Source organism: Bradyrhizobium sp. URHD0069 (assembly GCF_000701345.1).
Classification (GTDB): Bacteria; Pseudomonadota; Alphaproteobacteria; order Rhizobiales; family Xanthobacteraceae; genus Bradyrhizobium.
On the sequence record NZ_JNIJ01000018.1, the window covers coordinates 58,102 to 83,053 of the forward strand.

Annotated in this window: 19 protein-coding genes and 1 riboswitch; of the genes, 7 read left to right on the forward strand and 12 right to left on the reverse strand. The window is 61.6% G+C overall.

The window, feature by feature from the left end; genetic code table 11:
* Nucleotides 1-71: 71 nt before the first annotated feature.
* Nucleotides 72-254 carry a hypothetical protein gene (locus N554_RS38245; RefSeq protein WP_081851249.1) on the forward strand — a complete coding sequence of 61 codons (183 nt, stop codon included), beginning with the start codon at nt 72-74 and terminating at the stop codon, nt 252-254.
* A 179-nt stretch (nt 255-433) separates the two neighbouring features.
* A complete protein-coding gene (glnA, locus tag N554_RS0112335) occupies nt 434-1,864 on the forward strand; it encodes a type I glutamate--ammonia ligase (protein WP_029583741.1) in 1,431 nt (476 codons plus the stop codon).
* A gap of 181 nt (nt 1,865-2,045) precedes the next feature.
* Here the strand turns inward: glnA and N554_RS0112340 are convergent, their stop codons facing one another.
* Together N554_RS0112340 and N554_RS0112345 are read right to left on the reverse strand one after the other, a co-directional pair.
* Entirely contained in the window at nt 2,046-2,540 is a 495-nt protein-coding gene (locus N554_RS0112340) for a hypothetical protein (RefSeq protein ID WP_029583742.1), read from the reverse strand.
* Nucleotides 2,541-2,862: 322 nt separating this feature from the next.
* Entirely contained in the window at nt 2,863-3,327 is a 465-nt protein-coding gene (locus N554_RS0112345; protein WP_029583743.1) for a PaaI family thioesterase, read from the reverse strand.
* Between the two features lie 344 nt (nt 3,328-3,671).
* On the opposite strand from N554_RS0112345, the gene N554_RS0112355 reads away from it, so the two are divergent.
* Entirely contained in the window at nt 3,672-3,953 is a 282-nt protein-coding gene (locus N554_RS0112355) for a hypothetical protein (RefSeq protein WP_029583745.1), read from the forward strand.
* Nucleotides 3,954-3,963: 10 nt separating this feature from the next.
* Here the strand turns inward: N554_RS0112355 and N554_RS0112360 are convergent, their stop codons facing one another.
* The gene (locus N554_RS0112360; protein ID WP_197033563.1) at nt 3,964-4,671 is read right to left on the reverse strand and encodes a Crp/Fnr family transcriptional regulator; all 708 of its coding nucleotides are present in this window, start codon (nt 4,669-4,671) and stop codon (nt 3,964-3,966) included.
* 204 nt (nt 4,672-4,875) lie between these two features.
* Nucleotides 4,876-5,634, reverse strand: a complete 759-nt coding sequence (locus N554_RS0112365) for a Crp/Fnr family transcriptional regulator (RefSeq protein ID WP_029583747.1) — start codon at nt 5,632-5,634, stop codon at nt 4,876-4,878.
* A gap of 217 nt (nt 5,635-5,851) precedes the next feature.
* On the opposite strand from N554_RS0112365, the gene N554_RS0112370 reads away from it, so the two are divergent.
* The gene (locus N554_RS0112370) at nt 5,852-6,082 is read left to right on the forward strand and encodes a hypothetical protein (RefSeq protein WP_029583748.1); all 231 of its coding nucleotides are present in this window, start codon (nt 5,852-5,854) and stop codon (nt 6,080-6,082) included.
* A 77-nt stretch (nt 6,083-6,159) separates the two neighbouring features.
* On the opposite strand, the gene N554_RS0112375 is transcribed toward N554_RS0112370, so the two are convergent.
* Nucleotides 6,160-6,393 (reverse strand): PilZ domain-containing protein, encoded by a 234-nt coding sequence (locus tag N554_RS0112375; protein WP_029583749.1) that lies wholly within the window; start codon nt 6,391-6,393, stop codon nt 6,160-6,162.
* Nucleotides 6,394-9,185: 2,792 nt separating this feature from the next.
* On the opposite strand from N554_RS0112375, the gene recA reads away from it, so the two are divergent.
* Complete coding sequence (gene recA / locus N554_RS0112390) at nt 9,186-10,274, forward strand: recombinase RecA (RefSeq protein WP_029583752.1); 1,089 nt, start codon at nt 9,186-9,188, stop codon at nt 10,272-10,274.
* A 346-nt stretch (nt 10,275-10,620) separates the two neighbouring features.
* On the opposite strand, the gene gcvP is transcribed toward recA, so the two are convergent.
* From gcvP to gcvT, 3 genes are all read right to left on the reverse strand, one after another.
* A complete protein-coding gene (gene gcvP / locus N554_RS0112395; RefSeq protein WP_029583753.1) occupies nt 10,621-13,494 on the reverse strand; it encodes an aminomethyl-transferring glycine dehydrogenase in 2,874 nt (957 codons plus the stop codon).
* Between the two features lie 151 nt (nt 13,495-13,645).
* Nucleotides 13,646-14,011, reverse strand: a complete 366-nt coding sequence (gcvH, locus tag N554_RS0112400; RefSeq protein ID WP_029583754.1) for a glycine cleavage system protein GcvH — start codon at nt 14,009-14,011, stop codon at nt 13,646-13,648.
* 10 nt (nt 14,012-14,021) lie between these two features.
* Nucleotides 14,022-15,170 carry a glycine cleavage system aminomethyltransferase GcvT gene (gene gcvT / locus N554_RS0112405; RefSeq protein ID WP_029583755.1) on the reverse strand — a complete coding sequence of 383 codons (1,149 nt, stop codon included), beginning with the start codon at nt 15,168-15,170 and terminating at the stop codon, nt 14,022-14,024.
* Nucleotides 15,171-15,309: 139 nt separating this feature from the next.
* Nucleotides 15,310-15,398, reverse strand: a riboswitch (glycine riboswitch).
* 340 nt (nt 15,399-15,738) lie between these two features.
* Here gcvT and alaS point away from each other — a divergent pair.
* The gene (alaS, locus tag N554_RS0112410) at nt 15,739-18,423 is read left to right on the forward strand and encodes an alanine--tRNA ligase (RefSeq protein ID WP_029583756.1); all 2,685 of its coding nucleotides are present in this window, start codon (nt 15,739-15,741) and stop codon (nt 18,421-18,423) included.
* 27 nt (nt 18,424-18,450) lie between these two features.
* Here alaS and N554_RS0112415 read toward each other — a convergent pair whose 3' ends face one another.
* The 4 genes from N554_RS0112415 to N554_RS0112430 all read right to left on the reverse strand — a co-directional run bounded on the left by N554_RS0112415 (nt 18,451) and on the right by N554_RS0112430 (nt 23,404).
* Nucleotides 18,451-19,422: a glycerophosphodiester phosphodiesterase family protein gene (locus N554_RS0112415; RefSeq protein ID WP_029583757.1), complete on the reverse strand. Its 972-nt coding sequence runs from the start codon at nt 19,420-19,422 to the stop codon at nt 18,451-18,453.
* A 264-nt stretch (nt 19,423-19,686) separates the two neighbouring features.
* On the reverse strand, nt 19,687-20,196 hold the full coding sequence (locus tag N554_RS0112420; protein ID WP_029583758.1) for a DUF3455 domain-containing protein: 510 nt from the start codon (nt 20,194-20,196) through the stop codon (nt 19,687-19,689).
* Between the two features lie 141 nt (nt 20,197-20,337).
* A complete protein-coding gene (locus tag N554_RS0112425; protein ID WP_029583759.1) occupies nt 20,338-21,549 on the reverse strand; it encodes an NADP-dependent isocitrate dehydrogenase in 1,212 nt (403 codons plus the stop codon).
* 127 nt (nt 21,550-21,676) lie between these two features.
* On the reverse strand, nt 21,677-23,404 hold the full coding sequence (locus N554_RS0112430) for an alpha/beta hydrolase family protein (RefSeq protein WP_029583760.1): 1,728 nt from the start codon (nt 23,402-23,404) through the stop codon (nt 21,677-21,679).
* Nucleotides 23,405-23,664: 260 nt separating this feature from the next.
* Between N554_RS0112430 and N554_RS0112435 the strand changes: the two genes are divergently transcribed.
* A complete protein-coding gene (locus N554_RS0112435) occupies nt 23,665-24,867 on the forward strand; it encodes a TrmJ/YjtD family RNA methyltransferase (protein WP_029583761.1) in 1,203 nt (400 codons plus the stop codon).
* Nucleotides 24,868-24,952 lie beyond the last annotated feature (85 nt).

Genomic DNA, 24,952 nt, shown 5'->3' on the forward strand with positions numbered 1-24,952 from the left:
TGTCAACGTCTACGGTTCCGCTGCCCGACTGGTGTTCACGGTTGCGCGCAGAACGAGAGGAGCATGACGCCATGCGAGAAATCGAAATTCATGCTTATGCGCGACAGTTGCTGGAAGCACATGGCCCCCGGGCCATTGCGGAAGCTGCCCAGAACGCTATCGACCTTGAAGCAAAGGGCGAGGTGGAACTGGCCCGAACCTGGCGGCATATCGAAGACGCCTTGAAGCTCATGCGTGGGCCGCACCAAAGCTGAAACCGCGGGCTCGCGGGTGACAAGACGTGCCCGAACGCGAGCGCCGCCATGCCGGATCGAGGCCGGTGCGGGGGCGGCGCGGGAGGTGGAACGTGGACCGAATCCGCCCCAGGCCGCTTGGCCGCGGCTGAACGGCAACACGATCTTCAAGGCGCCGCTCTCGATCAAGGAGTGAAGCCATGGTTCCGAATTGTGCGACAGCCGAAGATCTTCTGAAGGCGATCAAGGACGAGAAGGTCCAGATGATCGATCTGCGGTTCACCGACTTGCCGGGGGTGTGGCAACACTTTTCCGTTCCGCCGAGCGCAGTGAATATCGATACTCTCAATGAAGGCATCGGCTTCGACGGTTCGTCGATCCGCGGCTTCCAGGAGATCCAGGAAAGCGACATGCTGGTCGTCCCGGATCCGACGACGGCCTTCCTCGACCCGTTTTCCCCCGCTACGACGCTGGCCCTGATCTGCGACATCAGAGACCCGATCACCGGTCAACCCTATAGCCGCGATGCTCGCTACATCGCCCAGAAGGCCGAGACTTATCTGAAGGGCATCGGCCGCGCCGATACGAGCTATTTCGGCCCGGAGGCTGAGTTCTTCGTATTCAACGACGTGCGCTACGGACAGGGCATCAACTACGCATTCCACAGAATCGATTCCAGCGAGGGCAGCTGGAACACCGGCAAGAGGGAAGCGCCGAATTTGGGCCACAAGCCGCGCCCGAAAGAGGGATATTTTCCGGTTCCTCCGACCGACAGTATGCAGGCTCTCCGCACGGAAATGGTGCTGACGATGGAGTCGCTCGGAATCCAGATCGAAGCCCATCACCACGAAGTCGCGACCGGCGGCCAAAACGAAATAGACATGCGTTTCACCACGCTCACCCGCATGGCCGACAACCTGATGATCTACAAATACGTGGTTAAGAACACCGCTCGCCAGCACGGCATGACCGCGACGTTCATGCCAAAACCGCTGTTCGAGGACAACGCTTCGGGAATGCACGTTCATCAGAGTTTATGGAAGGGCGAGACCAACCTGTTCTACGACAAGGGTGACTACGCGGAGCTGAGCGAGCTTGGCCGCTACTACATCGGCGGGCTATTGACGCACGCCTGGGCATTATGCGCGCTATGCGCCCCGACCACAAACTCCTATCGGCGTCTGGTGCCGGGTTACGAAGCTCCGATCAACCTGGTCTATTCCCAACGCAATCGCTCGGCCTGCTGCCGGATTCCGATGTATTCGCCGAACCCGCGGGCAAAGCGCGTCGAGTTCCGTTCGCCGGATCCCTCCTGCAATCCCTACCTAGCCTTCTCCGCGATGCTGATGGCCGGCCTTGACGGCATCAACAACCGCATCGACCCGGGCAGGCCGATCGACAAGAATCTTTATGACCTCCCGCCTGCCGAGGCGAAGGATGTGAAATCGACCCCCGGATCGTTGGACCAGGCGCTTGACGCGCTCGAACGCGATCACGCGTTCCTGCTGCGCGGCGACGTATTCACTGGGGATGTGATCGAAACCTGGCTCGACTACAAGCGAAAAAGGGAGGTCGATGCCATCCGGCTGCGCCCTCATCCTCACGAGTTCCATCTCTATTACGATATCTAGACTAGGGCCGGCGCTTTTTTTGCACGACCAAGACCCAAAACAGACAGGTTCGCTTGTCGGTTCGACCGTGCGCCGCGCGCGAGCATGTTGAGCCGGGCTTCTATGGCGTGTCGCTGAGTTTCGTGACGCGATCCATTGGCATCCATCTGGGCCGCTTTTGCCTGCTGCTTAGAAAGACCCATCAAACGCCGAGCGCGCTAGATATCTCACCGAGCGTCGCCTTTTCGGCGTCGCTCACCTGAACTCCGCCGCCGAATAAACTGCCGCCCTCTGAGGCTGCTTCAGCGGTGCTTTGACTGATCTGCTGCAGCCAAGTTTTGAACGCAGCGGCGTCGCCGGGGGCTTTTGCGCTCAGCAATGCTGAAACCTGGCGCAACGACTCGACGGATTTGGTCTTGATGTCTGCGGGCTTGCCACCGGCGAATTCCGCCTTGAGGCCATCGCGCGCGGCGCTTCGCCCCTCGCTTGTTGAGAAATCAGCAACCACCGCCTTTACCAGGCTGTTAGCGTTGGAGTCGGTTGCGACTTTCGTTAGCGCGGTGCCGCCAGCAAACGATTCCTTCAAAAGACCCCAAAGCCCGCTTGGGTCGGCCGCGGTAACAGCCATTCCCGCGATCATTGGGCTTTTCAGAAGCAGCGTCCATTCATCCTTTGTGAAGCTGGTCTTGTCGGCCATTGATTTCCTCCTGATGCATTCGAATTGCTACAGATCGAAGCGGCAGAGCGCGCATGCCTTCGGCTCTAGCAGGTACTGCCGCCGCGCGGCCTGCCTCGAGCAGACCGCGCAAACGGCATCTGGAGATCAAGCGCGCGAGAGCCTATGGAGTTTTCCACGAAGCTTATCGATCGCTGGCTTCGCAACATCCCCAACTCCGGGGGTCGCCAACACCTTGTCACACATCTGGTTGTCCAGCCGAAATCTGCGGCCTGTCCAATCACAACACGGAGAGCGTGCGTACTCGAGTTGACCTAGATCCACTGCCGCGAGCTGGCTGCTCTCACAGCATCGCAAATGCGCTCGATACCATGGCCACCGGCTTGTTGTCGGAGGCACTCGACAAGGTGACACGGCCGAAGCTCATGGTGCGACCGAGGCGAACCACGCGCGCATCCGCCAGCACGTCCGACGAGGTGGCGGCGCGCATGAAATGCGTGGTTTGATCCACCGTCGTCATCGGCCGGTAGCCGCGGTTGGCGGCAAGTATCGCAATCACCATGGAGGTGTCAGCGAGCGCCATCAGCGCTTGACCGCAGACGATGCCGCCGTTCCGGCATAAGCGCTCGGAGAAGGCCATGCGCAGGATCGCACCCGGCTGCCAGTCGGCCGCGGCACCTGACGGAGCAGCGCATTCGATGCGCTCGATCGACAGCCCGAGATCCTGCACCCACGGCGCAAATACATCGCCAAGCACGCGCTTGGCTTCCTCGATATCGAATTCGGCCGCCCGCGTTTCCGGTTGCATGAACGGATGCTCCTCGCCCTGGCATTGGTGCCAGCGCATAAACTAGAGCGCAACTGGCGGAAAATGGACACACGCCCGGCGTGGCTTGAAAATGCCTGGCTCGAAGCTCTATGATACACTGCGGGGAGTAGGTCCGGTCATGTTCAGGCGATTGGCACTGATTTTCAGCGTGGTCACTATGGGGCTCGCCCTCAATGGCTGCACCAAATGCGGTCCGATCTGGGACGATTGGATGCAATCGCCGAAATCCTGCAAGTCGGACCGGTTTTGAGCCGCGCAACTGGGCACGCTTGGCGTCGCGATCCACCCGGTGGTATATTGCGGCCAAATGCAGGGAGCATTCTATGAGAGTTTTCCGCTTGGCGGCTGCCATCGCATTGTTGACAGCGCCGGCTTACGCACAGATGTCGACACCCAACGTCAATTTGATCCCGGAGCTGCAATCCAAATCTCCCGAGGAGAAGGAAGCTGAGGCGGCAAGGGACAAAGCCTATAAAGAATCGCTGAAGAAAATACCGGACGCCAAGGTCTCCTCCGACCCGTGGGGCACTGTGCGCAGCGCCGATGCACCCAAGGCCTCAGCTCCGGCAAAGCCGCGGACCAAGACCGGCAGCACCGCAAACTGAAATCGAACCGTCAGGCCAGGACTGCCGATTGATCCAGCAGGGTTTCGTAGCACTCGCAGGACATCCGCAAGAGCGCCGGCCGGTCCAGGATCCTGATCACGCCGCGCGAATAGGTGATGACGCCCGCGCTTTGCACCTTGCTGGCGACTTCCGTCACCGAGGTCCGCCTCACCCCCAACATTTCGGCGAGAAATTCCTGGGTTAAAGCGACGGTGTCGCTTGAAGCCCGATCCGCGGATTGGAGCAGCCAGCGGCAAAATCGCGGCTCGATCGAGTGCAGTGCGTTGCAGGCGGCGGTTACCCGCGCCTGCGACAGCAGTACCTCGTTATAACGGATGCAGAGATTGCGCAGGGGGTCGCTACCGGCGACTGCCGTCCTGAAATGGGTGGCGGCGATTTTGGTACAGGCCATCGGCATCTGCACGACGACGCGCACCAGCGATTTGTACAGGCCAAGCCCGGCCATCGCGCCGACCACGCCCTCGCGACCGACAGTCGCGGTTTCGATCGCCTTGCCGTCGCGCAGCACGGCGAGCAGTGAGAGCATGCCGTCGTGCGGGAAGTAGACCTGGTCGACCTCGTCGCCGGCTTCAACCAGGACCTCGCCCTGGTGCAGGGAGACGATCGACAGATACGGAAGCAGCCGATCGAAATGGTCGCGTGGCAGGGAGGCAAGCAGCTTGTTGTCCAAGGCCATGCCGTTCTTTGATGCTACCAATATCATATCCCGCCCGGTCGGTCGGGCCGATTTACCGCGGGGGTGGGGAGGGCGCTCCGAGAGGGCGATTCCGCGGAAGCTTGTGTATAGGAAAAATGAAGAGGCGTTGTCGGTACGGTACCCGTCATAGCAATGATTCACCTTTAAGTTGAATACGGTGGTCCCTGGATAAAGCGCTTTCGACCGACATGTTTCCGCTCCGGTCTATCCGACTTCGCTGATCAATCGACGCTTCTTGTCGGTCCTTGGTGCGGCCGGTGTATCGCCAAGCAGCCGATCGAACTCCCGTTTCGAAATGTCGTAGCATTCGCAGGCTCGCTGCCGCAGCGCGTCTTGATCGAGGATCGTGACGTGGCCCCGCCGATAGCGGATCAGCCCCGCTTTTTGCAGGGTGCCCATCACGTCGGTGACGGTCGTTCGTCGCACGCCTAACATCATTCCCAAAAATTCGTGGGTGAGCAGGAAATCGCCTGAAGGCATCCGGTCGCGCGTCATTAGCAGCCAGCGGCAACAGCGCTGTTCGACTTTATGCAAATGCGCGCAGGCTACCGATTGCGCGATTTGGTTGAAGAAGGCATGGGCATAGCGGAGCATGATCAGCTTCAGCGTCGGACTTCGTTCAAGTTCGCCGCGGAAAATTCGGGCGTCGATGGCGAGAGCCGTCCCCGGAACCTGTACATACACCGATGAGGGTGCGTCGCGATCGCCGAGGCAAATCGGCAATCCCACCATTCCCTCGTTGCCGATCGTGCCGACCTCAGCGCTGGCGCCATCGGCCGTCGTGACGACGAGCGAAGCGACTCCGTCGATGGGGAAATACACATGATCGATCGGGCGCGATGCCTCGTAGAGGCTTTTTCTATATTCGAACACCACGAGCGACAAATGCGGGCGCAACCTCTCGTAGTTGTCATCCGACAACAGCGAGAGCAGCCGGTTGGTCCGTCGATCGTGGTCGGGCATGGCCCGTTATTTCCTATGTTTGGTGGCTCCTAGCGCGCCGAGGCTGCAAGCGAAGGCCTGTAACCTTCGGGTTCCATTCGAAACAACTTGTTCCATTTGTAACAATTTTATGTCGCATATGCGACTCAATTCCTGCCCATTGCGATGGGAAAAGGACTCGGATTGGCTCCTGCGGGCGCTATATTGAGCCGGTCATTATGGTGTTCGGAGTTGCGACATGGCCTCTCGCCCGCGCGATCTGGCCGATCGGATGGCGGGCCGGCGTAAGCCGGATGACGGCTACCTGCGGGAGACCTTCACCCTGCCGCGCCACGAGGCGCGGAGCAAGGCGCGCGATTTCCTCACCCGCTATCCCAAGGCCGCCTATATGAGCGGGGTCGAAAGCTGGCGCGAATTGCCTGGCGGCGAGATCGAATTCACCATGCGGCGGCTGCCCAGCGCCGACTAGCGCCGGTCAGGTGGCGCCGGCCTTGACGAGGTGTCTGCCCGGACGCGACCGCAGCGAAATTCAAGACTTATTGGCCGTCAATCGAAGGCGACGCCGATGCGTGTTTCTTTGCGCCAAACGACGTGGCAGGGCAGCTGCGAACCGTCAGCGACCAGCACGAACTGCTCCGGGATTCCGATCGGACTAGTTACGTCCAAAGCGGCACCGGCGTTCGATCGATTGCGGACTGTGCAATCGATCGCGCCGCCGTTGAACTCGATCGTTCCGCTCTTCAAGACGCGATGACGTGGGAAAGTGCGCTGGTCGTCCATGGCGCTGTAGAATGCTAAAAATATTAAGAAATCGATAAAGCGCGGCAGACCACCGGACGCTTCAGGGGGAAAAACGGCGTTCCCCCAGCCACAAATGTGTCTGCGACGGACGACGAGGTTCCAGCGCATCGCGCCAAGAAAATGCCGAGGAAAAATGCCGCGACCGGCGTCGGGAGCACAAGGCTAGCCAGCTGGTTCCACATCCGGCGGGAGCGGACTCGAATCCGGCCGGGTCCCAGTCTCATCGACTTGGGATTTCAGATCGGCCGCCTTCTCGATCAGGACGGCTGCAAGTTCAGGGTTTCTGGTTGATTTGGCGAATTTGAGAAGCGTCGTCGCCTGACGCGTGAAATATTGCCTGCCGATCACGATGTTCCCCACGCGATACCACCCCACAGCCTAGGTACATGCGGAAGTCGCGGATTCGTTCCGTAGAAAAGTGCCAAAGCGAACTTTGAGAGCAGATGCCCGCGTGTTCCAAGGTCAAGAACCTCGATATCAGGACACTCTGCTTGGAACCGTATTGAGGCTAGCAGCTTATCGAGCGTGCCGATTCCTCGCCGGTTCGGCACAACCCCCACGGCCTCAGCTTCCTCCGAAGCTGAGGCCGTTCCTTTGACGCACAACACCGCTGAAAGGTACTGGCGACTAGGTCACTGGGGATTTGAAAAACAGGCCAAAGTCGTTTATGGCCGAAATCATTCGTTAGGTTGACTGCAGCATCATCCCAACGAGCTACGCGGGGTCTTCATATTTTGGAGACTCGGAATGAAGCCCGACGTTAGCTGGCTATTTCGCATCATCCTGAGCTTGGGGTTCGTCGCGCTTATCTGCGTTTCCGACCCTGCTCACGCGGTTGACGACACATGCATCAAGAAGCTCGACAGCTGTTACGACAAATGCAGGCGTACAACCGGCGGTACTCTCAGGCCCGGCTGCGAGTCACGATGCAGGGGGAAGCATGACACATGTGTGAAATGCCACCCGAATTGCACGAGCGATCAGAAGCTCGATAACGTCCCACCGGAGCCGCTGAGATTTCCCTCGCAGAGCAAGCCGCCAAGCGGCGGAATTTTGGACACGCCGCCGCCGTTTAGAGCCCCGGGACCTGCCGGCACGGGGACGCGCGCACCGAACTGAAAGCGGTTGTGGAGGGCGAGCCGCCTCAGTTGGCGGCCGTAACGCACAACACCGCCTGAGCGGAATATGCTCGCCCGGCGGTGTTGGTTTACGTACTGGGCCCTCAAATCCCCCAGCAAGGTTTTGTCTGCACGACGTGTGCCAAAGTTCAAATGACGGGATTTGAATCTCCGTAGTTATACTGGGTTCTCGGCTGGGCTATCTTTAATTTCTCGCTAACCAGGCCACTAACGTTTGGTTCGAAAATCGAGCGATGTCGATCGTGCAGGTCGCGGTCTGCAACCAGGTCCTGTCGATGATTGTGGATTTCAAGTCGCCTACGGCGTGGATGCTGAAATTGAAGTCCAAAAGAAAGAGGCCGCCAACTGAGGCGGCCTCGAACTCTGTTCTTGTCCGAAGAACTACGCGGAGAGGCCGCGAATTAAGACAGCCTCGCCAGTCCTTATGAGCAAGCGCAGGATGACTTGCCGTTCGAATCGATCGAAATATCGCAAAGATTGCCGCCTGTGCATGTCCCACCGCAGACCGGGGCAGAGGCAGTTCCAGCAACCTTAGCACACGCGGCCTGAGCCACCTTCCAGGAACTGTAGTTGATTGGTTGAGGCTTCCCGCAAATAAGCTTGGATTGAAGTATTGCTGCGTCGGCCGAGCCAACAAGAATAAACAGGCTGAAAACGGCAAAGGTGACGGTTCGCATTGCGTCCTCCAAATTAAAGTGTGAAACAATCTCAGTACAACCTTAAGCACAAAAATAGGCAATCGGGATTTTTCAACCTGGGCCGCTGCGGTTTTCATAACCGGCCACTAATTATGGAAACAGGCCAGTACCGGCGGACGTGCATCACGAATACGCAAGGTTAACTTATCTACCCGCTGATCTTCTCCCCTGGGTTTTTGTCAACGCCGCATACAACCACGGGAATCGCGGTTCGCCACCAGGCAAATTCAAAGCAGGCCACTGCTGTTCTCAGATTGGGCCACTGAGGGTCGAAACAGGCCAGCACCCGAAATGAAAGAGGTCGCCAAGTGAGGCGGCCTTACTCCGGCGGCTTCAACCCCGGCGAGTTAATCCATTGGTCTATGTGAGCGGCGGTCTCAGCCTGACGGGCCTTTCTTAGAAGGTCGTCTCGTTCCTGGCCCGGCGGCTTGGTCTCCGCTTCCTGTCGAAATCGCTCGGCTTCCTTTGCCAGCCGATCAGGAAAAGTCAGTATGTTCTTGAAACGGCGACGCTGCATGACACGACCTCACGCTTACGGGTCCTAACCGTACGGTTCATTTTTGTAACGCCGATCCTAATATGCCCTCGACCGGGTGTCAGTTCCCCCAGTGGGGCACAAATCAAATTAGACCACTAGGGGGTCAGAACAGGCCAGTACCCGCCAACTGAGGCGGCCTTTCTGGAACGGACGGCGGCAAATTTGGGACTTATCCACAGAACGAAAGATGGCGTTTCGTTCTCAAAATCAAATTAGGCCACTGCGAAATTCAAAGTAGGCCACTGAGGCTTAAAACAGGCCAGTACCCCGATAGCCAAAAGAACATATTGCGAACCTGGAACAAATGGGGTACATTATTTCCATCAGCTACCCGCTCGTTGCCGACCATCACCCGTTTGTCCCGCTAGCGAATCCCCGCCATAAGGAGCACGACCCATGTCCGCCACTGCCCTGCGTATCGTCGAAGGATCCTCCATGGACAAGACAAAAGCCCTGTCCGCCGCGCTCTCCCAGATCGAGCGTCAGTTCGGCAAGGGCTCGGTGATGAAACTGGGCAAGAACGACCGCTCGATGGACGTCGAGACCATTTCCTCGGGCTCGCTCGGGCTTGATATCGCGCTCGGCGTCGGCGGCTTGCCGAAGGGGCGGGTGGTGGAAATTTACGGCCCGGAATCATCGGGCAAGACTACGCTGGCGCTGCACACGGTGGCCGAAGGCCAGAAGAAGGGTGGCATCTGTGCCTTCATCGATGCCGAACACGCGCTCGATCCGGTCTATGCCCGAAAGCTCGGCGTCAATATCGACGAACTCCTGATCTCGCAGCCCGACACCGGCGAGCAGGCGCTGGAAATCTGCGACACGCTGGTGCGTTCCGGCGCGGTCGACGTGCTGGTGGTGGATTCGGTGGCGGCCTTGGTGCCGCGCGCCGAGCTCGAGGGCGAGATGGGCGACGCGCTGCCCGGCCTGCAGGCACGGCTGATGAGCCAGGCGCTGCGCAAGCTCACCGCCTCGATCAACAAATCCAACACCATGGTGATTTTCATCAACCAGATCCGGATGAAGATCGGCGTGATGTACGGCTCGCCGGAAACCACCACCGGCGGCAACGCGCTGAAATTCTACGCCTCCGTCCGCCTCGACATTCGCCGCATCGGCGCGATCAAGGAGCGCGACGAGGTGGTCGGCAACCAGACCCGCGTTAAGGTGGTGAAGAACAAGCTGGCGCCGCCGTTCAAGCAGGTCGAATTCGACATCATGTATGGCGAGGGCGTCTCCAAGATGGGTGAAATTCTCGATCTCGGGGTCAAAGCCGGCATCGTCGAGAAATCCGGCGCCTGGTTCTCCTACGACAGCCAGAGGCTTGGCCAGGGCCGCGAGAATTCGAAGGCGTTTCTCAAGGCCAATCCCGACATGACCGCGAAGATCGAAGCCGCGATCCGCCAGAATTCCGGCCTGATCGCCGAACAGATCCTGGCCGGCTCCCCCGAGCGCGATGCCGAAGGCGACGAGCCGGCGGAGGAGTGAGGTTTTTCGGGCTTTAGTCTGATGACTTAGAGTTCGACTTGAGCGGGCGCCGAAGACGTTGAGTTGCCGACGTCAAGGTGCCCGTTTTTGCTTTCGAATGGATTCCTTTGCCGCCATCCCGCACGCGCGGCCGATCTGGAAATCCGAGATTTCAGAGACGCTTGGGGCCTTGACCGGAGGTTTTTGATTCGCTGGTTCAGAGCGCCGCCATAAGCGTGACCTCGTGACGCCGCCTATGCCTTGCATTTGTCCGTCATTGCCGGGCTTGAGCCGGCAATCCATCTTCGTCGCAAAACACTTTTTTTAAATGGATGCGCGGGTCAAGCCTGCGCATGACGAGCGCGCGTCACTCCGCCGCCTGTGCGTAGTCAGTAACCGGCGGACACGAGCAGACGAGATTGCGGTCGCCATAGACATTGTCGATGCGTCCGACCGGACACCAGTATTTGTCCGATCGCGAGGTGCCCGCGGGAAAGCAGCCCTCGGCTCGGCCATAGGGCCGCGACCAGGCGTCGTCGGCGATGTCGTGCACCGTGTGCGGCGCGTGGCGCAGCGGCGAGGCCTCGACCTTCCAGCGGCCGGACTCGATCTCGGCGATCTCGCGCCGGATCGCGATCATGGCTTCGCAGAAGCGATCAAGCTCGGCCTTCGATTCGGATTCGGTTGGCTCGATCATCAGCGTCCCCGGCACCGGGAAGCTCATGGTCGGCGCATGAAAACCATAGTCGATCAGCCGCTTGGCAATATCATCGACGGTGACGCCGCTTGATGTCTTCAACGGGCGCGGATCGACGATGCATTCATGGGCGACGCGGCCCTTGGCGTTGCGGTACAGCACCGGAAAATGCGGCTCGAGTCTGCTCGCGATGTAGTTGGCATTGAGAATTGCGATTTCGGTGGCGCGGGTCAGGCCTTCGCCGCCCATCATCAAAATGTAGATGTAGGAAATCGTCAGGATCGACGCCGAGCCGTAAGGCGCTGCCGAAACCGGCCCGACCGCCGGCGGGCTTGCGCCGCCGCTCGCGGGATGCCCCGGCAGGAATGGCGCAAGGTGCGCCTTGACGCCGATCGGGCCCATGCCGGGGCCACCGCCGCCGTGCGGAATGCAGAACGTCTTGTGCAGGTTGAGATGGCTGACATCGGCGCCGTAATCGCCCGGCCGCGACAGCCCCACCTGCGCGTTCATGTTGGCGCCGTCGAGATAGACCTGTCCGCCATGGCCGTGCACGATCTCGCAGATCTCGCTTATGTGCTCCTCGAACACGCCGTGGGTGGAGGGATAGGTGATCATGATCGCGGCGAGATCGTTGGCGTGCCGCGCCGCCTTGGCACGCAGATCGTTGACGTCGACGTCGCCGCGCGCGTCGCAGGCGACCACCACGACCTCCATGCCGGCCATGCTGGCGGAGGCCGGATTGGTGCCGTGGGCGGAGGAAGGGATCAGGCACACCTTGCGATGCGGCTCATGGCGCGCGGCATGATAGCCGCGGATCGCCAACAAGCCTGCGTATTCGCCCTGCGCGCCGGAATTCGGCTGCAGTGAGATCGCGTCATAGCCGGTGATGTCGCACAGCCATTTCTCCAGGCGTGTGAACAGCGCGCGATAGCCTTCCGCCTGCGCGCGCGGCGCGAACGGATGCAACGAGCCGAATTCCGGCCAGGTCAGCGGGATCATCTCTGACGTCGCATTGAGCTTCATGGTGCAGGAGCCCAGCGGGATCATCGCGCGGTCGAGCGCGAGATCGCGATCTGAGAGCTTGCGCATGTAGCGCAACAACTCGGTCTCGGAGCGATGGGCGTGGAATACCGGATGGGTAAGAAACGGCGTGCCGCGCTTCAGTTCGGAGGGCAGGGCATCCCGCGCGCTCGCCTCGACCTCCGCGTAAACCAGATTGCCGCCGAACGCGCGCCACACCGCCTCGACCACGGCAGGCGTCGTGGTCTCGTCCAGCGCGATGCCGAGCGTGCGCTCGCCGATCCGCAGGTTGATCTTCTCGGCCAAAGCGCGGGCGATGATTTCGTTCTGCTTTTTGCCGGCATCCACCGTCACCGTATCGAAGAACGCCTCAGACTGCGGCGCGAAGCCGAGCTTGCGCAATCCCGCCGCCAGCACGGCAGCGCGGCGATGCACGGTGCGGGCGATATAGGTCAGTCCCTCCGGGCCATGATAGACCGCATACATCGAGGCGATCACCGCCAGCAGCACCTGCGCGGTGCAGATGTTCGAGGTCGCCTTTTCGCGGCGGATATGCTGCTCGCGGGTCTGCAGCGCCAGGCGATAGGCCGGTTGCCCGCGCGAATCGACCGACAGCCCGACAAGGCGCCCCGGCAGTGAGCGCTTCAGCGCATCGCGCACCGCCATATAGGCCGCATGCGGTCCGCCGTATCCCATCGGCACGCCGAAGCGTTGCGCCGATCCGATGGCGATGTCGGCGCCGAGTTCGCCGGGTGAGGCCAGAAGCGTCAGCGCCAGCAGATCGGCGGCCAGAATCGCCAGCGCACCTTTGGCGCGCAGCCTCGCGATCGCCGGCCGCAGGTCGCGCACCGCGCCCGAACTGGCCGGATATTGCAGCAATCCGCCGAACACCTCGGCCTTCTCGAGATCGACAAGCGGATCGCCGACGATCAAATTCCAGCCCAACGGTTCGGCGCGGGTGCGCAACACCGCAAGCGTCTGCGGATGCACCTCGTGGTCGACAAAGAACGATTTGGCTCTCGCCTGGGCGGCGCGCTCCGCCAGCGCCATCGCCTCCGCCGCCGCGGTGGCTTCATCCAGCAGCGAGGCGTTGGCGACATCGAGGCCGGTCAAATCGCAGATCATGGTCTGGAAGTTGAACAGCGCTTCGAGGCGGCCCTGGCTGATCTCCGGCTGATACGGCGTATAGGCCGTGTACCAGGCTGGATTTTCGAGGATGTTGCGCTGGATCACCGCCGGCAAAATCGTTCCCGAATAGCCTTGTCCGATCAGCGAGGTGAAGACTGCGTTCTGTGACGCCAGCTCGCGCATATGCGCCAGCGCCTCGGTCTCGCTCAAGGGCGTGCCGAGATCGAGCGGCGCTTTTTGCCGGATCGACGACGGCAGGGTTTCCGCCATCAGCGCGCCCAGGCTGTTTGCGCCGACGGTTTCCAGCATCGCCGCGATATCGCGGGGCGAGGGTCCGACGTGGCGGCGCACGAAGCTGGTCGCGGCCTCGTTGGTGAGTTTGCGGTGCGTGGTCATGGGTTTGTCCTCGCTCTCTCGTCATGCCCCGCGAACGCGGGGCATCCAATATTCACTGACAGCAGCAATTGAACGGAAGCGTCACGGCGTAGTGGATCGTCCGCTTTCGCGGACGATGACGGGGTTATTGCTATCGAGACTTGCTTCGTCTTCACGCCGTATGCGCCTTGTAACCGGCCTCACCCATCAAACCGTCGAGTTCGCTCTTGTCCGATATCTTGATCTTGAAAAACCACGCCTTGCCGGCGGCGTCGGCATTGATTAGCGCCGGGTCGGCTGATAGCGCGTCGTTGACTTCCAGCACTTCGCCCGAAATCGGCGCGTAGACGTCGGACGCCGCCTTGACGGATTCGACCACGGCGGCGACTTCCGACTTCTTCAGGCTGCGGCCGACCTTCGGCAGTTCGACAAACACCACGTCGCCGAGCTGCGACTGCGCATAATCTGTGACGCCGATAGTAGCGACATCGCCCTCGATGCGGAGCCATTCGTGGTCGGGGGTGAACAGCGTGGTCATGGCTAATCCTTCAGCGTTTGTAGGGTTTGGGAACGAAAGGCATGGGCGAAACGCGCAGCGGCAGGCGCTGTCCGCGCAATTCGGTAAACACCAGGCCGCCGGAGGCGGCGTGCGAAGCCGGCAGATAACCCATCGCGACCGGCGCATTGATGCTGGGGCCGAATCCGCCCGAGGTCACCGCGCCGATCTGTTCGGAAGAAGCCGCATCGGCAAACAGCGGCGCGCCTTCGCGCACCGGGGCGCGGCCTTCCGGTTTCAGGCCGACGCGGCGGCGCGGTGCGCCGTTCTCGAGCTGGAGCAGTATCCTGTCCGCGCCGGGGAAGCCGCCCGCGCGCGCGCCGCCATGGCGGCGGCTCTTCTGGATCGACCATTCCAGCGCGCCCTCGATCGGGGTCGTGGTGGCGTCGATGTCGTGGCCATGCAGGCAAAGCCCGGCCTCGAGCCGCAGGCTGTCGCGCGCGCCTAACCCGATCGGCAGCACGTCGCCGCTCCCCAGCAGCGCCTTTGCGAGTGCCTCGGCATGTTCGGCCGGAACCGAAATCTCAAAGCCGTCCTCGCCGGTGTAGCCGGAGCGCGAGACGAAGCAATCGATGCCATCGACGCGTCGGGGGCCGGCATCCATGAATCGCATCGCGGGCGCGTCCGCGCAAAATTTTGCCAGCACCGATTCGGCTTTCGGCCCCTGCAGCGCGATCAGCGCGCGATCGGCCAGCGGCTCGATCATGCAAGCGTCCGACAGATTGGCGCGCAGATGCGCCTCGTCCTCGGTCTTGCAGGCGGCGTTGACCACCAGGTACAGGTGGCTGCCGAAATTGGCCACCATCAGGTCATCGAGAATGCCCCCCGCGCCATTGGTGAACTGCGCGTAGCGCTGCCGGCCGGCCGGGACGCCAAGGATATCCTGCGGCACCAGCCGTTCCAGGGCCAGGGCCGCGTCCTCGACCTTGCCGGATTTCGCACGGAGCGCGATCTGGCCCATATGCGAAACGTCGAACAAGCCGGCGGCCTCGCGGGTATGGAGGTGTTCCCTGAGCACGCCGGCGGCGTATTGCACCGGCAGGTCATAGCCGGCAAACGGCACCATCTTGCCGCCGCTGGCCATGTGCAAGGCGTGCAGAGGGGTGTGTTTCAGCGATGTTTCGGGTTCGTACGCAAGCATTACAGGGCCCTCGCGGTTCCCGAGGATGATTCCTCGAAAAACCTGTCGAAGCCCCATCTGTCGCTTTGCCTGAGAGTATTATCCCGTCGGCGGACACGTCCGGGCACTAAGCCCTTCGGCGTCTCTTTCCAGATGCTAGCAAGTCACGCGGTCCGTTTGCCTGAGAGTTTCCGGGGCGGTTGCTCCTTCGGCGCCGGCGCCTTTGCCGATCTCTCCCGACGTGACTATCTCCTAGATGGGAGAAGAACATGGCTGTGCCAAGGCTGTCAACGCAGCTGCGGCGAGGTATCAACGGGTCTCCGTGCTGGTGCAGCAAGCCCCTGATCCGCTGCACACTTTCTGGACACCGCCATCCCCCTTGTCTAAAAGCGGTGCGCCAGAGCGCGGTCAGCAAAGCATGTCCTCGGACTTGATCCGGGGTTCAATCCGGTTTTGCGCCCGACCGCGCTCTAAATTGTTGAAATGGGCGCGTGATCCTTATCGCCAAGCGTTTCACACTTTGGCGGAGCATGTGCTGAAATGCCCCGTTTACGGGCTGATCCCGGACGGGTTTTGCGATTGGACTGACATGAGCGGCGTTAACGAAATCAGGTCGGCATTTCTGAATCATTTTGCCAAGAACGGCCACGAGATCGTGCCGTCGTCGCCGCTGGTGCCGCGCAACGACCCGACGCTGATGTTCACCAATGCCGGCATGGTGCAATTCAAGAACGTCTTCACCGGCGTCGAGAAGCGTCCGTATCAGCGCGCGACCACGTCGCAGAAATGCGTGCGCGCCGGCGGCAAGCACAACGATCTCGACAATGTCGGCTACACCGCCCGGCACCACACGTTTTTCGAGATGCTCGGCAATTTCTCCTTCGGCGATTACTTCAAGGATCGCGCCATCGAGCTTGCGTGGAACCTCGTCACCAAGGAATTCGGCCTGCCCAAGGACAAGCTGACGGCCACCGTCTATATCGACGACGACGAGGCGTTCAATCTCTGGAAGAAGATCGCGGGGCTCCCTGAGTCCCGCATCATCCGCATCGCAGGCTCGGACAATTTCTGGCAGATGGGCGACACCGGTCCCTGCGGGCCTTGCTCCGAAATCTTCTACGATCACGGCGACAAGATCTGGGGCGGACCTCCGGGTTCTCCGGAGCAGGACGGCGACCGCTTCATCGAGATCTGGAATCTCGTGTTCATGCAGTTCGAGCAGCTCGAGGGCGGCGTCCGCAATCCGCTGCCGAAGCCCTCGATCGATACCGGCGCGGGGCTGGAGCGTGTTGCCGCCGTTCTGCAGGGCAAGCACGACAATTACGACATCGATCTGTTCGTCGCCCTGATCCGCGCGATTTCCGAGCTGACCGGCGCCGATCCGAAGGGCGAGCAGAAGGCGTCGCTGCGCGTCATCGCCGATCATTTGCGGGCGTCATCGTTTTTGATCGCCGACGGCGTACTGCCGTCGAACGAGGGCCGAGGCTATGTGCTGCGCCGGATCATGCGCCGCGCGATGCGCCATTCGCAGCTGCTCGGCGCCAAGGACCCGCTGATGCACCGTCTGGTGTGGGCGCTGGTGCGCGAGATGGGACAGGCCTTTCCGGAACTGGTGCGCGCCGAAAACCTGATCGAGGAAACGCTGCGGCTGGAAGAGACGCGCTTCCGCAAAACCCTGGAACGCGGGCTGTCGATCCTGGACGAAAAGAGCGCCGCCTTGAAACAAGGCGATATGTTCGACGGCGACACGGCTTTCACGCTGTACGACACCTATGGCTTTCCGCTCGATTTGACACAGGACGCCCTGCGCAACCGCGGCATCAGCGTCGACATTGCATCCTTCACCGACGCGATGGACCGTCAGCGCGCGAAAGCGCGCGCGGCATGGGCCGGCTCCGGCGATACCGCCAGCGAGACCGTGTGGTTTCCGCTGCGCGAAAAACTCGGCGCCACCGAGTTCCTCGGCTACGAAACCGAGACCGCCGAAGGCGTGGTGGGTGCGCTGGTGAAAGACGGCAAGGAAGTCGACAGCCTCAAGACGGGCGAGTCCGGCGCTATCGTCCTGAACCAGACGCCGTTTTATGCCGAATCAGGCGGCCAGGTCGGCGACACCGGCCTGATGACCGGCGACGGTCTGCGGTTTCGCGTCACCGACACCCAGAAGAAGGCCGGCGATCTCTACGTGCATCTCGGCAAAGTAGAGCAGGGCACGCTGAAACCGGGTACGGCGCTGTTGCTCGAAGTCGATCACGCCAGGCGCACGTCGATCCGCGCCCATCACTCCGCGACGCATCTTTTGCATGAAGCATTGCGGCAGGTGCTCGGCGACCATATCGCGCAGCGCGGCTCACTGGTCGCGCCGGATCGCTTGCGCTTCGACTTCGCTCATCCCAAGCCAATCACGCCGGATGAGTTGAGCCGCATCGAGGATATCGCCAACGACGTGGTGCTGGAGAATGAAGAAGTCACCACGCGGCTGATGGCGCTCGAGGATGCGCGCGAAGCCGGTGCCCGCGCGCTGTTCGGCGAAAAATACGGCGACGAAGTCCGCGTGGTTTCGATGGGCAGGAGCGATCGGGAGCGCGGCAGCAACGCGCTCGGCTGGTCGGTGGAGCTGTGCGGCGGCACCCATGTGCGCCGCACCGGCGATATCGGGCTGATTTCCGTCACCGGCGAGAGTGCGGTGTCCTCGGGCGTTCGCCGCATCGAGGCACTGACCGGACGCCATGCCCGAAAGCATGCCAACGATAGCATTGCGCTGGCCAAGGCCGCGGCGATGGAGCTGCGCACCTCGCTGGAGGAGATGCCGGCGCGCATTGCCTCGCTGATGGAAGAGCGCAAGAAGCTGGAGCGCGACCTGTCGGATGCGCGCAAGAAGCTGGCGATGGGCGGCGGCGCGTCGGCTGGCAACGGGTCGGGCGCGAGTGCCGCGGGCGTGCGCGACGTCGGCAATGTCAAACTGCTGGCGCGTTCGGTCGAAGGCATCGAGATGAAGGATCTCAAGAGCCTCGCCGATGACGGCAAGAAGCAGCTCGGCTCCGGCGTGGTCGCCATCGTCGGCGTCACCGGCGACGGCAAGGCCGGCGTTGTCGTCGGTGTCACCAGCGATCTCACCTCCCGCTACAATGCGGTCGACCTGGTGCGCGTCGCCTCCGAAGCGCTCGGCGGCAAGGGCGGCGGCGGCCGGCCCGACATGGCGCAGGCCGGCGGGCCCGATGGTGCCAAGGCCGGTGCGGCGCTCTCGGCGATCGAAAAAGCGATGGCTGGCGCATAGCGCTGGCCTGTCGACGACGCGAAGCTTCTAGCGGTCCTGTAGCAACGGCGCGATGCGGTCGATGCGGTTGGTCCAGATGCCGCCGGCAAAACCAGCCGGCAACAGCCTGAGATCGTCAGGCCGATCGATACCGCTGGAAAAATCCTCGCCGTCGTAGCGTCCAACGACGAAGACCTCGGAATGATGCTCGTTCATGCGGTTCAGCAAGCGGTTCGGCCATCCCCACAACCAGGGGGCATAATTGACCGGCACCAGTATGACGCTGCGTTCGCAATCGGAGGGCACATAGCCGGACCATCCGAGCAGGAAATAGCGCATTAGGCAGCGTTTCAGCGTGGTACCGGACATCGTCGCGACGTCGAGCGACTGCCGAACGGCGGTCACCGGCAGTGCGCCGCCATAAATCATCAGCCGCTGCAACTGGCTTTCGGGCAACGACTTCAGGCGGCCGGCCAGTTGCCGGCCTTCTTCGGGGTCGTTGCTCTTGATATGGATGAGAAAGCGCTTGTCTGGAAACGTGGCGAGCACCTCATCCAGGGAAGGCAGCAAGCCTGTGCCGGTGCCACGCAGCGGAAAAGTCTTGCCGCCGTCGGACGTATAGCCATAGCCGACGTCGAGCTTCTTCAGCTCGGCAAGGCTGTGTTCGCGCGTGACACCGTGGCCATCGGTGCGGCAGTCGAGCGTCCAGTCGTGGAACACCGCGAACTGGCCGTCGGAGGTCGGATGGACGTCGAGTTCGACGATGTCGGCTCCGGCGGCGAATGCCGCGCGCATCGAGGGCAGGGTGTTCTCGACGAAGGAATGCTCGGGCGGAAAAATACGAGCGGCCGTGCATGTCGTCGCGGTCAGGCTCGAAGCAGGATAGGTCTGGGCCAGACCGCGATGGGCGAGCCGTGTCAGCCCGGCGCGCTGCGAACTCCAGAGCGAGGTGTTGTTGAGCCAGATCGCACCGGCGACGACAATGATAAAAGGCAGTCCAAACCGAACAATCCGCCGCATTCGCGCTCCCCGGGATTCGCGCGGCGGAGCACGCACATCGTTTGGGGCGAAAGCGCGGCGCGTCGAACCAACGGCCGCGTTATCCCGGCTTCCCGCACACGATTGCGAGCTTGTTGCCGTGGGATCACGCAAATAGGCGGCGTACCAGTTCGGGCCGTAGGCCGGACGCGGCCCGGGCGCGCCTTCGTCGCTGCTGCCGGCCTCGATCGCGGCGGTCAGATTTGACCAGCGCGGCTGAATTTCGATTAGATCGGCGTCGCGCGCTCAACCCTTGCGCAGGAACACATAATCCGCGAAGTAGGGGACGCTGCGATAGGCACCCGCCTTCTCGCACGGCCCCTCGAGCATTCCGCCCCGGGTGTTGATCCGCTGCACGGTCGTGACCCCGCTGAGAATGCCACTGCCGCGCCGGGAAGTGACGTCAAGCTTCAGCCAGGGAATATCGTTTGCTGTCGCGCCCGGGACGCTCGCGGCGGCCTTCCCGATCACGGCGCTGCCGTCGCTGTGTTCCCAGCTCGGTCCGGCATAGTGACGGCCGACGGTTTTGCCGTCGGCCAGAAGTGTGGCGATCGGTTCGCGGAATACCCAGGTCAGCTTGCCGTCGGTGCCGGCTTTGCAGTCGTACACCTGCGCACCTTCGGCATGCACGGAAAGCACGATGGTCTCTCCCGGCGCCGCGATGGCGTCGGGAAGAACGGTCTCGGCGGCGGCAGCGCTCGCCAGCGAGCCCAATAAAATCAACGATGCGAGCGTGATTCTTTCAAAGAGCGGCATGGTCGCACCTCTGAAATTGCCGTCATTGCGAGGAGCGTAGCGACGAAGCAATCCAGTAACTGGTCGTATTGTCCGGGCTCTGGATTGCTTCGCTTTCGCTCGCAATGACGTTGATGGGTCTGCGTAACGGCGAGGGCGTAGTTACGCCGTCGCCTTGGTCAAGTTGTCCGCAACCTTGTCGAGGAAACCGGTGGTCGAGAGCCAGCGCTGGTCGGCGCCCACCAACAAAGCGAGGTCCTTGGTCATAAAGCCGGCTTCGACGGTGTCGACGCAGACCTTCTCCAGGGTCAGCGCAAATTTCGCCAGCGCCTCGTTGTTGTCGAGCTTGGCGCGATGCGACAGGCCGCGGGTCCAGGCAAAGATCGAGGCGATCGAATTGGTCGAAGTCTCCTTGCCCTTCTGGTGCTCGCGGTAATGCCGCGTCACCGTGCCGTGGGCGGCTTCGGCTTCGACCGTCTTGCCGTCCGGGGTCATCAGCACCGAGGTCATCAGGCCGAGCGAGCCGTAGCCCTGCGCGATGGTGTCGGACTGCACGTCGCCGTCGTAGTTTTTGCAGGCCCAGACGTAGCCGCCCGACCACTTCATCGCGGCGGCGACCATGTCGTCGATCAGGCGATGTTCGTAGGTAATCTTCTTCTCGTCGAATTTCGACTTGAACTCCTGATCGAAAATGTCCTGAAAGATGTCCTTGAACCGTCCGTCATAGGTCTTGAGGATGGTGTTCTTGGTCGAGAGATAGACCGAATAGCCCTTCGACAGTCCCTGGTTGAACGAGGCGCGGGCGAAATCGGCGATGGAATCGTCGAGATTGTACATCGCCAGCGCCACGCCGGCGCTCGGGGACTTGTAGACCTCCCGCTCGATCACCTTGCCGTCGTCGCCGACGAACTTCATCGTCAGCGTGCCCTTGCCCGGAAATTTGAAGTCGGTGGCGCGGTACTGATCGCCGAACGCATGACGGCCGATGATGATCGGCTTGGTCCAGCCAGGCACCAGCCGCGGCACGTTCTTGCAGATGATGGGTTCGCGGAAGACCACGCCGCCGAGGATATTGCGGATGGTGCCGTTCGGCGATTTCCACATTTCCTTCAGCCCGAATTCCTTCACCCGGGCTTCGTCGGGGGTGATGGTGGCGCATTTGACGCCGACGCCGACCTTCTTGATGGCGTTGGCGGCGTCGACAGTGACCTGATCGTTGGTCTTGTCGCGGTATTCCATCCCGAGGTCGAAATACATCAGGTTGATATCGAGGAAGGGGTTGATCAGCTTGTCCTTGATGTATTGCCAGATGATCCGGGTCATCTCGTCGCCATCGAGTTCGACGACGGGGTTGGTCACCTTGATTTTTGCCATGACAGGTCGGGCCTTTTTTTGGAAATCGCACGTTTCGGGCGGGGTGGTGAGATTGCATCCGCGCTATAGCACTGCAAACGCGCTGACGAAAGCCAAGGCGGCAGGCACTTTCAGCCCATCTTTTGGTTCAGAACGCCGCCTGCGTGGCGGTGCCGGCCACCACGTACCAGGTCACCAAGATCCCGCAGATCAGCGCCCCCGGCAGGCTGGAGCCGGTGCGCCGCCAGGTGAAGGTGGCGATGACGGCGCATATCCCAAGCAGCGGCACGAACTGGATGGCGATGATGGTGGAAAGCGGCACGAAGCCGGGATCGGGCAACGGATTGAACAGCGTTCCGGTGAGCCAAAGCGTGCCGTATTGCAGGGCCAACAGCACGATGAAGCCGAGCGTCAGCGCAAAGAAGTTGGTGAGATAAAGCGCGGCGCGGCCTGTGCCCATGATAGAAAAATTCCGGTGCAGCATATCCAGCGTGATCACGAAGAACGCCGTGAGCGGGACGAGATAGATCAGGAAGATCAGGAATTGTTTTGCGCTCATCAGCTTCAGCGCGACGATCCAGAACCGGAAATCGATCTTGAACAGACGATCCGCCAGCCATAGCGCGGCATAGCCGACGATTATGGTCGCGACGGCGATCAGGATCGACGGCCCGATAAGGCCCGTCCGGCTGGCGCGTTTGGGCGCGAACGGTATCAGCGCCAGCGCAATCAGCGCGTTGATGGCGGCCCACACCAGGATCTGATTGGTGACGCCCTGGGGCAGAAATGCGGACGGTTTTACAAAAGTGCCGGCCAATGCGAACGCCGGATAATATGTCAGCGCGGGAATGAAGGCGGTGAGCACAAAGGCCGCGGTCCAGCGGCGGCCGTCGGCCGCGATGTGCGCCGGCTTCGTGCCGTCGGCAATATCCCGCAGCCTCAGACGCGAAAACAAGCGCGCATCGAGCAGGGCATCGAATGCGCCAACCAGCAGCGCGACGAAGCCGATCAGCGCGATCAGCGTGCCGATCTCCTTCCAGAACCAGATTTGATCATTGGACGGGCGCGGCGTGCCGCCCTGCAACGTCCTGGCGAACCAGTCGAGGCTGTAGCCGATCGCCTGATGCGAAATATGCTCGGCTGGATGGGTGATTGCGGGGGTGTAGAGCACCCTCGCGGTGCCTTGCGCGATGTCGCCATAGACCTTGCCGGGTTCGACCGGCCCCTGGCTGCCGAACAGGGTCCACAGTTTCGGGCTCTGGGTGACGTCGCGCGCCCGCTCGACCCCCCACATCAGATTGGAGAATTCCTCGTATTGCGCGAATACCAGGGCGACATTGCGTGGCCAGCTGGGGGTGCCGTCGGCCGCAAACGGCTGGCCCGTGGAAGAGCCCTCCAGCACCATCGACTTGTAGTCATCAGGCGCCCCGTTCGCGGCGCCGAGAACGGCCCACCCGCCCATCGAGTGGCCCTCGAGCCCGATATTGTTTTTGTCGACGAAGGGGAGGCTGCGGAGAGTCGCCAGTCCGGAAGCGCCGCCGAAGTCGTTCGCGAAGGCCGGCGGATCGCTGTAGCCGTGGCCGGTCTGGTCGATGGCGACGACCACATAACCGCGGCGGGCGAACTCGATCGCAAAACCACTCTGAGTTTCCCGCGAATTGATATAGCCGTGAACCACGAGAATGCCGGGCGCGGGTGTGTCGGGCGTCGCATTCGGCGGGATGTAGACTAGGGCACTCATGGTGTTGCCCGTGGAGCCGGCAAAACGCCAATCCTCAATGCGGATGCCGCCGGCGGTTTGCGTCCGATGGGCGATCCATCCGCCGACCAGGATGAGAATCAGTCCCGCAATCGCCAACGACCATCTGCGGCGCATGGAAGCTTCCCCTTGTCCTCTTCGCCGTTGAACCGGCTTTCAGGTTCCTTTATCCGGGAGGCGAACGCGGGCAAAGTTGCGGATCGTCAAGTTTGGGTTGAAGCTTTGCTCGAAAGTTCGAAAATGTTGCTAACCCAATTAATTTGCTTGAGAAATTGTGCCGGACGGGCCATCGAAAAGATTCGCCGGTGAAGTGTTGAATCAGTTTCTTCGGAACTTGATTCAAGATCTTCAGACGCTGAATCAGAAAGTGAAGTGAGATGTCCGGCTCGGGCACCGACAAGACCAAACCAGGCATCGACCTCACCGGACCCGTTGTCATCCTCGTCGAGCCGCAGCTCGGCGAGAACATCGGCATGGCAGCGCGCGCCATGGGCAATTTCGCGCTCTCACGGCTGCGTATCGTCAAGCCCCGCGACGGCTGGCCGAATATCAGTGCGCAACGCGCCGCCGCCGGCGCCGACCATATTCTCGAACATGTCGAGCTGTTCGACACGGTCCAGCAGGCGGTTGCCGATTGCAGCCTGCTGTTCGCCACCACCGCCCGCGCGCACGACCAGGCCAAGCCGGTGGTGCCGCCGGAAGCCGCCGCGCGCGAGATCGCAACCGAGATCATCGGCGGCGGTACCGTCGGCATCCTCTTCGGCCGCGAGCGTTACGGCCTGCAGAACGAGGAGGTCGCGCTGGCGAACCGCATCGTCACCTTTCCGGTCAACCCCGGCTTCGCCTCGCTCAACTTGGCGCAGGCGGTGCTGCTGATCGGGTACGAATGGTTCAAGCTTTCGACCGAGGGCGCATTGCCGTTCGCGATGCCCGAACGCTCCGAGCGCGCCTCGCAGCATCAGATGCAGGCGTTCTTCGATAATCTGGTGCGCGAGCTCGACAAGGTCGAATTCCTGCGCCCGAAGGAGAAGCGTGAGACCATGCTGGTCAATTTGCGCAACATCTTCAGCCGCATGGAGCCGACCAAGCAGGACATGCACACCCTGCACGGCGTGGTGATGGCGATCGCCGAGGGACGCAAGGGCCCGGCCAAGGGCGGCGTGCTCGATGGCGAGCAGGCCACGCGGCTGCGCGCATTGCTCGCCGAGCACGGGCAGGGCGCCTCGCCATCGGAAAGCGGCACCGTGCGGGGGCTCGCGCGACTGCTGCGGCGAAATCCGACCGATGCCGAGCGCATGCTCTGGCAGGCCTTGACCACCGATCGCCGCTTCGCCGGAAAATTCAAGCGCCAGACGCCGGTCGGTCGGCACATTCCGGACTTTGTCTCGTTCGTGCATCGGGTGGCGATCGAACTCATCAACCCCGAGGAGTCAGAGGTCATCGCGAATGAGCGCGCCGCGCGGCAGGCGTGGCTGGAGGCGCGTGGCTATCGGGTCATCAATATGGCCGTCGCGGACATTGAGGGCGACCTCGCCAACGAACTCGATCGCCTTGAGTCCGGCCTGCTCGATCGCCGTTAGAAGCCGGTTGTTTGCCTAAAACTACGGCAGTCCTGCTACTTTGTAGGCCCTCTTTATACATTCTCCGACCTGCATTGAGGGATTT